A 10,284-nucleotide genomic window follows, 5' to 3' on the forward strand; every position below is an offset into this window, starting at 1 on the left:
TATTCTAGCAGTTACTCTCTATTTATGAGTGTTCTTATTTATTGGGGGGATTACCACATGTATGAAACTGGTAAGGGGGTTGAGCTTAATGATAAAAAAGCAGCCGAATGGTATCTAAAAGCTGCAAATCAAGACATAGCCGAAGCACAGAACAGTCTTGGTTTAATGTATTTTGAAGGTAGAGGTGTGGAGCAAGACAAAATTAAATCACAAGAGTGGTATAGAAAATCTTGTGACAATGGCTATCAGCCTAGTTGTGATGAGTTGTCGCTAATTAAATAGGAGAAACTATGATCTTAAAAAAGTTAAAGCAGACATCTACTTATCAGGTGCTAATGATAGGGTTGTCATTTGGAATGATGGTTTCAGCAGTTGCTGAAACTTCTTTTACAATCAATGAGACAGCACTTGCTAATCAAGGCGATACTGATGCTCAGCACTATCAGGCTTCTATGTATAGAGAAGATACAGGGTACAGAGAAGGCACGGGCGTTGATCAAGACTCAGACAAAGCACATCACTGGTCTCAAAAAGCCGCTCGCCAAAATGATAATATCGATATGTACATTATCGAAGATAGCGTTGTCGAAACGTGTCCCAGCTGTGATGATAATCAAATGGACTCTGACAGCTATGATCCAGTGTATCAGCATGATTATTGATTTACCGGCGCTTTCTATATATTTTAGCGACAGTATGAAACACCAGATACAATAAAGCCCCTGATATCAGGGGCTTTAGTTATTCTATAAGATAGTATAGAACTATGTATTGGTACCAGTGGTCGGACTCGAACCGACACGCTTATTAGGCAACGGATTTTGAATCCGTCATGTCTACCAATTCCATCACACTGGCATGTTAGGTAATAATATCTACTAGATAGGTATTATTGAATTGGGCTACAGGGTTAACTCTGTATAGGCTGCGTATTATAGCAGGCTATTTTTAGCCGTCAAGAATTATTTACTATAATTTTTGATTTTCTCAAAAACTCCAATCTCTGTATCATACTAACCGACGAAAGCACGCTCAACCGCATAGTCAGCCTGTACGCCCATACGTGGTGAGACGGTGAGACCAAAGTCATCTAAGATAGCAGACACTTCTGCATTAAATGGCATGCTACCGCAAATCATCACGCGATCGTCGTCTTTATTCATCGGTGGTAAGCCGATATCTTCAAAGAACTTGCCTGATTTCATAAGATCCGTGATACGACCTTGGTTTCTAAACTCTTCACGAGTCACAGTCGGGTAGTAGATGAACTTTTCGCGGAACCATTCACCAAATATCTCATCATTGGCCAGCTCGGTTTCGAACATATCACGATAGGCCAAATCTTTGGTATGACGTACGCCATGGACCAAAATAATTTTCTCAAAACGCTCATACACTTCAGGATCACGTGACAAGGCCAAAAACGGTGCCAGTCCTGTGCCTGTTGATAGCATGTATAAATGCTTACCTGGTAATAAATCATCTAATACCAGCGTGCCCGTTGGTTTTTTGCTAACCAATAGCTCGTCGCCTACTTTAATGTGTTGTAGGCGTGAGGTTAGTGGGCCATCTTGTACTTTAATAGAGAAAAACTCTAATTGGTCTTCGTAATTAGCACTGGCAATCGAGTAAGCACGTAATAATGGCTTGCCATCGACGACGAGACCAATCATCGCAAATTCACCATTACGAAAGCGTAGGCCGTCGTCGCGAGTAGTTTTTATGCTAAATAGAGAGTCATTCCAGTGATGAACCTCTGTAACCATTTCGGTGCGAAGTTTTGACATAAAGTCCTCGTTAAATAGTCGCTGTTTGCGTTAATAGTATTAATTGAATGTGTCATATAGCACTGCATCAAACCTTTATTATGATGATGCTTAAATAGTCAGGCAGTGTCCAGATGTCGCAGTATACTTTAGTTTATATAAATACAGTCTGTATGAATCAGTTTATATGAATTGGTCTGTATAAATAAGCTACAGGGCATCTTAATCTGGATGCAATTCATTCTCAATAATTATTCTTGCTCATAATAGCAAAATTTAAAATAAAAATCCGTCTAGCAATGATTATGTAGCATGATAAAATGGAATATCGTTAGTGAATAATTTTGTATTCAAGCTGTTTTATATATCGTCAGCCCTAAATAAAAGAGGCGCAACCACAGGGTATGGTTTACATTTTTCTTGCTTGCTGTGCCCATAGATAGAGGCTGTGCAAAATGTAACCGGTATCGCTGTATTTATTTTATAGTGGATCGACGATAGGTGAAATGTCATTATCGGCGGATGTTTTGGAGAGGGTTTATGCCTGATGGATGTACTGTTTTAGAAAATCATCATGCGCCAATCATTGGTTACCACCGTGCGCCGCTATCACAGAAGTTTGGTGCGCCGCGTCAGCCCAATCTGGTAGCGCTGACGAGTGTGATCGAGATGCTAGCGCCTTATGACACGCCAGCGGCATTTGCGGGGTTAGAAGCGTTTAGCCATGTTTGGATCAGTTGGCAATTTCATCACAATTATGTAAAAAATAATATAAAAGAAAACATAAATAAAGACATAAAAACAGACAATTTGGCTAACAAAAATACAGCTACGACAAAAACCACTGGCTTTCGCCCGCAAGTACGACCACCGAGACTGGGCGGTAATCAAAAGATAGGCGTCTTTGCCAGTCGTAGTATGTACCGACCGTCGGCGTTAGGGTTGTCAGTCGTCAAGCTGGAGCATATCAAAATCGTACAAGGGAAAGCATTGCTCGTCATTAGCGGTGCGGACATGATAGATGGCACGCCTATTGTTGATATAAAGCCGTATGTGGCTTACAGTGATGCACTGATAGAGGCCGCAAGCGGGTTTGCTCCTTCTGCTCCTGAGCGGTTGGAGGTGACGATAACGGAGTCTGCCTACGAGCAGTTTTTAGCATTAGCTGATACCGAGCAGACTTTTGAGAATGACCAAGCAGTTAATATAAAACAGGATACGGTTGCGGCATTTATAGGTCAGATACAGAGTCAGTTAGTATTGTCTGATATAGATGTTATTAAAGCACTCGTTGCGCAAGATCCGCGTCCTGCCTATCGTCGTACTCAAATAAATATGCCGTTTACTATGCGCTATAAATCTGTTGATGTGAGCTTTCAGTTGATAGCAGTAGATGAACTACAAATAACAGCCGTTGTAGAAGTGATGTAAATTGATATCATTTTTAACCATATATTCTAAAACGATAAAAGAAGAAAAATATGTCTGAGCAAAAATATTCGATAGTGATTGATTTGCGTTGGTGCCTGGATGAGCTGTTGGCAGATAAGGTAATCGATCAGCGTGGTTATAATCTGGTCATTACCAGCCGACGTGATAAGACGCAGCACCCACTGTTGACCATTCGTGATTTTGGTTTGCCAAATGGTCATGCGGTCGATAACAGTGCTGAGAACAAATTAACGTTATCATGGCTGAATCAGTGGCTCGCTGCCAAAGCGGGTATGCCACTCGTGCGTATCGACCCCCTAAAAGTCGATGTGCCTGCGGTGACAAAGTTGATGTCGTTTGAATATGCACGCTCACAGCACATATTACCAGTTGAGGTCACGGTGGACGAAGTGGTCATCGGTACCGATCAGCCATTTTATACTGACTGGCAATCGAGTATTGAAAAGCTCATCAAAGCCAAAAGCTATCGTACGGTTTATATCAATCCTGAGCAAATAAATCGTTATCGCCAAGAATTTTATCAAGTGACGCAAGCGATTGCGGGTGCAAATAGCGTTCATAAGCGTGCAGCATCTGATGTTACTAATGTTGAAGCGTTATTGCAATTGGGTGACAACACCAATCCTGATGCCAATGATCAGCATATCGTGAAAGTCGTTGATTGGCTGTTGCAATATGCGTTTGAGCAGCGGGCGAGTGATATTCATCTTGAACCACGCCGTGAGACTGGCAAGGTGCGTTTTCGCATTGATGGTGTGTTGCATACCGTCTATGAGATGCCCTTAGCGATTATCGTCGCGGTCACAGCACGGATTAAAATTCTGGGACGGCTGAATGTCGCAGAAAAGCGGAAACCGCAAGATGGTCGACTAAAAACGCGCACACCAAAAGGACTAGAAACGGAACTGCGTCTCTCTACCATGCCGACCGCTTTTGGTGAAAAGTTGGTCATGCGTGTGTTTGACCCTGAGGTGCTGGTACGCTCGTTTGCGCAGCTAGGCCTTTCTGGTAAGCAGCTTGATATGTGGAATGAGATGACATCGCATCCGAACGGAATTATTCTGGTCACAGGCCCAACGGGTTCGGGTAAAACAACCACCTTGTATAGTACATTGAAGCAGCTTGCCACAGAGCAGGTTAACGTCTGTACCATTGAAGATCCGATTGAAATGATCGAGCCAGCCTTTAACCAAATGCAGGTAAATGCAGGCGTTGATTTGCACTTTGCCGATGGTATTCGCTCCTTGATGCGCCAAGATCCAGACATCATCATGGTCGGTGAGATTCGTGATGCCGAAACAGCCAATATGGCAGTGCAAGCCTCGCTAACAGGGCATTTGGTGCTTTCGACGTTGCACACCAACGATGCACCAAGCTCAATCACTCGTTTGCATGATTTGGGTGTGCAGCCATTTTTAACCTCGGCGACTATCTTGGGGGTGATGGCACAGCGTCTGCTACGTACCTTATGCCCGCATTGCAAACAAGCGATCGATGTCATACCTGATAGTGAAATAGCGATTCAGTGGCAAGAGCTAGTACAACCTTGGCGCGCACCAGTGCCCGCACAGCTGTATACCGCAAATGGCTGTGAGCACTGTCGTCATACTGGTTATCAGGGCCGTGTAGGTCTGTATGAAATCATGCCATTGTCAACTGAGCTCAAAAAACTAGTCGCGGCTGACTCAAATCTGGATGTACTGAAGCAGCAAGCATACCGTGAAGGAGTGCAACCACTTCGGTTATCAGGTGCCAAGCGCATTAGTGAAGGAGTGACGACTATAGAGGAAGTGATGCGAGTGGTGCCGCTAAATTAATGCTAGAGCATTAAACAGTTTTTAGCGCTCCCAACGTATATTTTGACGGATAACCTTTGCTGGCGTGCCTGCGACCATGCAGTTAGGGGTGACGACTGGTTTATTGACAAAAGAGCCAGCTGCAATGATACAGCCACTGGCTATAGAAACGTTTTTAGAAATCGTCACATTGGCAGCAATCCAAATATGATCTCCTAAAACAACGTCTGAATGTGCAGTGTTTATCCTAATGTCAGCGTTCATATCATAAACTTTATGCACGTCAGTGGCGCGAATCTCAATGCCACGCGATATCATGCAAGCGTTACCAATGCTCACGCTTTTGTCACGTGCCAAAATATAACAGTCAATCGCGGTGGTGCGTTCACCGATATGAATGTGTAGATGGTTACCAACGATTAATAACTGCCCAGAGAATTTGACCTGCTCTGCGATAGTTATATGATTGTGATTACCGTTGATGTCAATTTTTAACCTATTAAATTTACCGCGTTTGCCGATGGTAATTTGATTGTCATGACCTTTACGAATGGTGATAGCTGAGTCGCCAACAATATACGCATCGCTAGCGATATCAATATGATTGCTGTGTCCTTTATCCTGTAACAAAAACCGTCGCTTATACAATTGTTTGGGCACGATAGCTTTTATGATAGGCGATAAGGTGATGGTTTTTTTAGGGTTCATAATGGGATCTGTTGCACGTTCAAATATTGGGACTGCTGATAGTGTACCGTTAAACAGTACTTGAAAATAGCCTGTTTAAGAACAATAACTAAACCATCTATTGAATTATTTATTCAGATATTGAATGCCAATATTTTTATTTATCCATTTTTATTTTTCTATTTTTATTAACGAGATTTTTATGTTTACTGATACACACTGCCATCTAAACCGTCTAGATTTGACCAAATATGATGGTCAATTATCGGGCGCAATCGCGGCTATGAAAGCAGCCAATGTCACTCGAGCAATGGCGATTATGTGTGATTTTGCTGAATATGATGAGATTGCCAATATCGTTAGCACCTATGGTGATGACACGCTTAATCTTGGTATGAGTGTGGGGATTCATCCTTGTGAAGATATTAGCGTATTACAATCAGCCACTGTTGAGCGTTTGGTAGAAACCGCTGCTGCAGATCATGTATGGGCAATTGGAGAGACGGGGCTAGATTACTACTGGTCGACAGAGAATAAAAAGGCGCAACAAGACAGCCTTGCTCGTCATATTCATGCCAGTCAACGTTTGAAAAAGCCATTGGTCATACATATGCGTGATGCTAAAGAAGATACAATCGATATCTTAAAAGCTGAAGGGGCAGAGCACGGCATTATTCACTGTTTCACCGAGGATTGGGAGACTGCAAAAAAAGCACTTGATTTAGGATTCTATATCTCATTTTCGGGTATCGTCAGTTTCAAAAGTGCCCAACAAATCAAAGATGCCGCAAAAAACATGCCTAGAGACAGACTGCTTATCGAAACTGATAGTCCTTACTTAGCGCCTGTACCCAAACGTGGTAAACCCAATGAGCCTGCATATGTACCTTACGTTGCAAGTTGCATCGCGGATATGTATGGTTGTAGTAGCGAAGAGGTAGGCGCATTAACTGCAAAAAACTTTGAAAATTTACTGGCACAGTATCATTAAAATGGTTATGCTATGACCAGTCAGTCATTTGCTGTACGGGCTTATAGTTATAGGCTATTAATTCGTATAAGCGTATGATTATAAAATATTAATTAGGAAGTGTAAGCAGGTTCTCTATCGTTTTTTCTAGAAGGCTTTATATGATTTGATACTGATCATATCGCTGATCTGATATAAATGATGATTATGTGCTAAATGTTGTTAGGTTTTAGGAGAGGTTATGAGTCGTCAACGTCAGTTCAAGTTACGAGAAGAGAATATCTTGGCGATGGCAGAGCAACTGCTACTTGAGTCGGGTGATGGTGATATCACTTTAGACAGTTTGGCAGACCAGCTAGATTTGGCTAAAGGTACGCTATATAAACATTTCTCCAGTAAGGATGAGCTTTATTTACGTATTATTATACGTTATGAAGAGCATTTGTTTGATATTAATCGGATTGATGACTGTGCATCGGCAGGCGTGGCGCGTATGATTTTTCAGCAATTATTTAATCCGCAAAAAGCCATGCTACTGAATCAGATTGAAGAGCGTTTGGCAGCATCGGCGACGGGTCTTAATCGCTTATTTGGTGAACTGTATGATATTCGCCGTCAGCGCATGAAACGCTTGATTGATATTATCAGTGCTTACTTAAAGGATGAGCGCAGTAGCTTGAGTACGCGTGATTATCTGTCATCTATCTGGGCCATGGGTCAGGGCGGAGCAGGACTGCTGAATTCGAGCTTTTATCAGCGTTATTTGGGTCGCCGAGATACGCTACGCTATGCCTTTGTGCAGCAGATACTAGAATTGCCCAGTCATTATCCTGCTGTCAGTGATGAAGTCATGGATGAAGATATGCAGGAATTGGTAGAACAAATTGAGACTGAGTCAGAAGAGCATCGTAATACCAACTATTAATCGAAATATCGATGCTTGTTCGGGCGTGTTTGATATTCGACGATGACACTGCTAAGGACTATTTTTTAGATATCTCGACGTTAAAAATAGTAGGTTTGGTGATTCTAAACGTCTATGCCTAATGATGAAATGGCAAAAGTAGTCTTGTCTCTTTCTATTGATATTGGCGCTGATGCTCATGCCTTAACTGTGTTGCAAACCTAGTTAAGGCATGAGCATCACCGTCGTTTCACGCCTTGTTTAGAAACGTGCTTAGCGAAAACAGGCAGCTATTTATGAATCTTCAACATCTCCTAGTTTGCTAATAAGACTTTTATAGAGCCTTTGCCATAGCAGGCATGATGGCGAACCAATCTAATCTTTTAAGCAGGTCTCTTCGCTAGATTTCCAGTTATAAGCACCATAAAATAGCATCTGTGCTTGGCGAGTGCAGTTATGTAGCATCAACTGCTTATTCTCTTCAATTTCATTCAAATCAATTTCATCATCATGATCTTCTGTGTAGGTCAGCTCTAACCAATCAATGATCCAAGAAAAGAACATGTTTACTCCCGCTTCAGCCAATAAACGCCGATCATAGGCATTAATATGCGTAAATGCTGGCTGTAGTGCTAAGTCATCAGCGAGGCCTTGAGCATGTTTTTTAATGAGGTCGTTGATGGCTTTACGAACCGCTTCTGAACCACCATAACGTTCACTGATCAAAAACTGCCAGTAATAAGGCTGATCACTGACCATGTATAAAAACAACTGAATACTCTTGGCAATTTGACGATCGAAGCTGCGTTTACGTCCAATCTGTAAGCTGTCGCTTAATATGGCTAACGTGCCTCCTAATTCTTCAACCACCAACGCCCGCCCGAGTGATTCCATATCATCGAAATGCCGATAAAATGCCGTCGGCACAACACCGACCTCACGCGTGACTTGTCTGAGGCTGATAGAGCTAAAAGACTGTCCTGTCATACATAAATCGAGCACAGCATTAAAAAAAGCGTGCCGAGTTTGAAGTTTTTTTTGTTCGCGACTACTCATAATATTTCAAAATTATCCGATAGGGTTTTATCATACTCATTTCAGCATAAAAATACGAATAAAATACGCAATTTGCGTGAATTTATTAAACTACACTGGTCTATCAAACCATCGTACTCCAATGACCTTGCAATTCTTGAGCCAGTCGATAGGCCTCGTGGTCGTTCATACCCGTAATAAAATCCAAAATATTTAAAATATTGTGATAGACATTGTCTGACAAGTCACGGCGATGCTCATGGAGATGTGGCTGCAGTAGTTTTAGTAGGCGCTGCTGCTCAAAAGACATGAACTGTGATGGAGATGTTGTATCATTTCCTGTCCAAGCGAGCGGCATAAAGGCGTCTAATAGACGATGCAGGCATTGATTGGCCATCAGCTCCATGCGCACTTTGCTTGGATGATTGAATATCTTTTCACGTGCCAATTGTTTGGCTTGGTTAATACCATTTTGTACTGTTGTGTCACAGTGATCAAATAGGCTGCCGTCTAGTTTTCCAGCAAGTAGGGCGTCACTATTGGTGACGAAAGCATCGGTTACAGTATTGACCAAACGCATCATCGCTCGTGCCCGTAATGACGCTAGACTTTGTCTGATGGAGAGGTGTGTGGGTAAGTCAATCCTAGTAGGTCGCTCACCGATGAGCTCGTAAAATATAGTAGCCACTTCAGCGTAAGTAAGTATATTCAGATTAATGCCATCTTCCAAGTCAATTAGGGCATAGCAGATATCATCAGCGGCTTCTAGTAAATAAGCCAGTGGATGCCGCGCAAAGCCATCGTGCTGCTCTGAGCGCGGTAAATTTAAGCACGCTGCTAACTCTTCTAATTGCGAGGCTTCACTATAAAAACAGCCAAACTTTTGCACCTTAGTGGCTAGAGCGCTTTGAGAAAGCTTTTGAACATCAGGGTTGCTATGTGTCGCTAACCATGGATACTTCATAAAAGCACCTAATGTCGCACAAGTCAGTCTCATGCCGCCTTTATCTGGATGATGCTCATTGCGGGCCAACAGCCGAAACCCTTGAGCATTACCTTCGTATGCTAATAAGTCGAGTTTTTCATTAGTATTGAAATCTTGCAGCATCGTTTGATGTTCAGGTTTTACGAACCAGTCACGGATGGCATACTCACCTGCATGACCAAATGGTGGGTTGCCGATATCATGGGCAAGGCATGCTGCTTGTACAATGACGCCAACATCAGCTGGCGAGATACCTGTGGGTAAACCGCTGGCTAATTTATCATGAAGCTTTTCTGCTGCCATCATGGCTAAAGAGCGTCCAATACACGACACTTCAAGCGAGTGCGTTAGGCGAGTATGAATCCCTAGCTGATTGGTCAGCGGATGGACTTGGGTTTTTTGATTGAGCTGTCGAAAAGAATGCGAAAAAACAAGCCTATCATAGTCTTTATGAAACTGAGAACGGGTGCTTTTATTGGCGTTGAATTTTTTGGTAGTACCGAGGCGCTGTGAATTGAGGAGGTGCGACCATTGTGTGGTAGGAGATGACAAAGAGGTTGGTGTACTTAGCATATGCAATATCCGAAACCAAGGGAGCTTCTAGCATAGCAAAATAGTGACCTTGGTACAGCATACTATCAAAAAAGCGAAAGAGGACTCCACCCGACATTAGGGTGGAGGTGAATTTC

Annotated in this window: 10 protein-coding genes and 1 tRNA gene; 6 read left to right on the forward strand and 5 right to left on the reverse strand. The window is 42.6% G+C overall.

Annotated features, from left to right (window positions below):
- Together EI164_RS11650 and EI164_RS11655 are read left to right on the forward strand one after the other, a co-directional pair.
- Positions 1-282, forward strand: a 282-nt coding sequence (locus EI164_RS11650) for a tetratricopeptide repeat protein (RefSeq protein WP_192520127.1), incomplete at its 5' end; no start/stop codon positions are given.
- An 8-nt stretch (positions 283-290) separates the two neighbouring features.
- On the forward strand, positions 291-662 hold the full coding sequence (locus EI164_RS11655) for an SEL1-like repeat protein (protein ID WP_192520128.1): 372 nt from the start codon (positions 291-293) through the stop codon (positions 660-662).
- A gap of 110 nt (positions 663-772) precedes the next feature.
- Here the strand turns inward: EI164_RS11655 and EI164_RS11660 are convergent.
- Both EI164_RS11660 and EI164_RS11665 read right to left on the reverse strand, forming a co-directional pair.
- A tRNA-Leu gene (locus tag EI164_RS11660) sits at positions 773-858 on the reverse strand.
- A 155-nt stretch (positions 859-1,013) separates the two neighbouring features.
- Positions 1,014-1,787 carry a ferredoxin--NADP reductase gene (locus tag EI164_RS11665; protein WP_192520129.1) on the reverse strand — a complete coding sequence of 258 codons (774 nt, stop codon included), beginning with the start codon at positions 1,785-1,787 and terminating at the stop codon, positions 1,014-1,016.
- A gap of 519 nt (positions 1,788-2,306) precedes the next feature.
- Between EI164_RS11665 and EI164_RS11670 the strand changes: the two genes are divergently transcribed.
- Together EI164_RS11670 and EI164_RS11675 are read left to right on the forward strand one after the other, a co-directional pair.
- Positions 2,307-3,197 carry an SAM-dependent methyltransferase gene (locus tag EI164_RS11670; protein ID WP_192520130.1) on the forward strand — a complete coding sequence of 297 codons (891 nt, stop codon included), beginning with the start codon at positions 2,307-2,309 and terminating at the stop codon, positions 3,195-3,197.
- Positions 3,198-3,247: 50 nt separating this feature from the next.
- Entirely contained in the window at positions 3,248-5,035 is a 1,788-nt protein-coding gene (locus EI164_RS11675) for a GspE/PulE family protein (RefSeq protein ID WP_192520131.1), read from the forward strand.
- Between the two features lie 21 nt (positions 5,036-5,056).
- Here the strand turns inward: EI164_RS11675 and EI164_RS11680 are convergent, their stop codons facing one another.
- Complete coding sequence (locus tag EI164_RS11680; protein ID WP_192520132.1) at positions 5,057-5,722, reverse strand: acyltransferase; 666 nt, start codon at positions 5,720-5,722, stop codon at positions 5,057-5,059.
- 181 nt (positions 5,723-5,903) lie between these two features.
- On the opposite strand from EI164_RS11680, the gene EI164_RS11685 reads away from it, so the two are divergent.
- Both EI164_RS11685 and EI164_RS11690 read left to right on the forward strand, forming a co-directional pair.
- Positions 5,904-6,692: a TatD family hydrolase gene (locus tag EI164_RS11685; protein ID WP_192520133.1), complete on the forward strand. Its 789-nt coding sequence runs from the start codon at positions 5,904-5,906 to the stop codon at positions 6,690-6,692.
- A 220-nt stretch (positions 6,693-6,912) separates the two neighbouring features.
- Entirely contained in the window at positions 6,913-7,596 is a 684-nt protein-coding gene (locus tag EI164_RS11690; protein WP_192520134.1) for a TetR/AcrR family transcriptional regulator, read from the forward strand.
- A gap of 354 nt (positions 7,597-7,950) precedes the next feature.
- Here EI164_RS11690 and EI164_RS11695 read toward each other — a convergent pair whose 3' ends face one another.
- A complete protein-coding gene (locus tag EI164_RS11695; RefSeq protein WP_192520135.1) occupies positions 7,951-8,631 on the reverse strand; it encodes a TetR family transcriptional regulator in 681 nt (226 codons plus the stop codon).
- A gap of 103 nt (positions 8,632-8,734) precedes the next feature.
- Positions 8,735-10,168 (reverse strand): deoxyguanosinetriphosphate triphosphohydrolase, encoded by a 1,434-nt coding sequence (locus EI164_RS11700; RefSeq protein ID WP_192520136.1) that lies wholly within the window; start codon positions 10,166-10,168, stop codon positions 8,735-8,737.
- Positions 10,169-10,284 lie beyond the last annotated feature (116 nt).

Source organism: Psychrobacter sp. FME13 (genome assembly GCF_014861395.1).
GTDB lineage: Bacteria > Pseudomonadota > Gammaproteobacteria > Pseudomonadales > Moraxellaceae > Psychrobacter.

Coding starts and splice junctions, on each gene's coding strand:
- EI164_RS11680 (WP_192520132.1), bottom strand. CDS start 5,722: ATGAACCCTAAAAAAACCATCACCTTATCGCCTATCATAAAAGCTATC.
- EI164_RS11655 (WP_192520128.1), top strand. CDS start 291: ATGATCTTAAAAAAGTTAAAGCAGACATCTACTTATCAGGTGCTAATG.
- EI164_RS11670 (WP_192520130.1), top strand. CDS start 2,307: ATGCCTGATGGATGTACTGTTTTAGAAAATCATCATGCGCCAATCATT.
- EI164_RS11695 (WP_192520135.1), bottom strand. CDS start 8,631: ATGAGTAGTCGCGAACAAAAAAAACTTCAAACTCGGCACGCTTTTTTT.
- EI164_RS11700 (WP_192520136.1), bottom strand. CDS start 10,168: ATGCTAAGTACACCAACCTCTTTGTCATCTCCTACCACACAATGGTCG.
- EI164_RS11685 (WP_192520133.1), top strand. CDS start 5,904: ATGTTTACTGATACACACTGCCATCTAAACCGTCTAGATTTGACCAAA.
- EI164_RS11665 (WP_192520129.1), bottom strand. CDS start 1,787: ATGTCAAAACTTCGCACCGAAATGGTTACAGAGGTTCATCACTGGAAT.
- EI164_RS11675 (WP_192520131.1), top strand. CDS start 3,248: ATGTCTGAGCAAAAATATTCGATAGTGATTGATTTGCGTTGGTGCCTG.
- EI164_RS11690 (WP_192520134.1), top strand. CDS start 6,913: ATGAGTCGTCAACGTCAGTTCAAGTTACGAGAAGAGAATATCTTGGCG.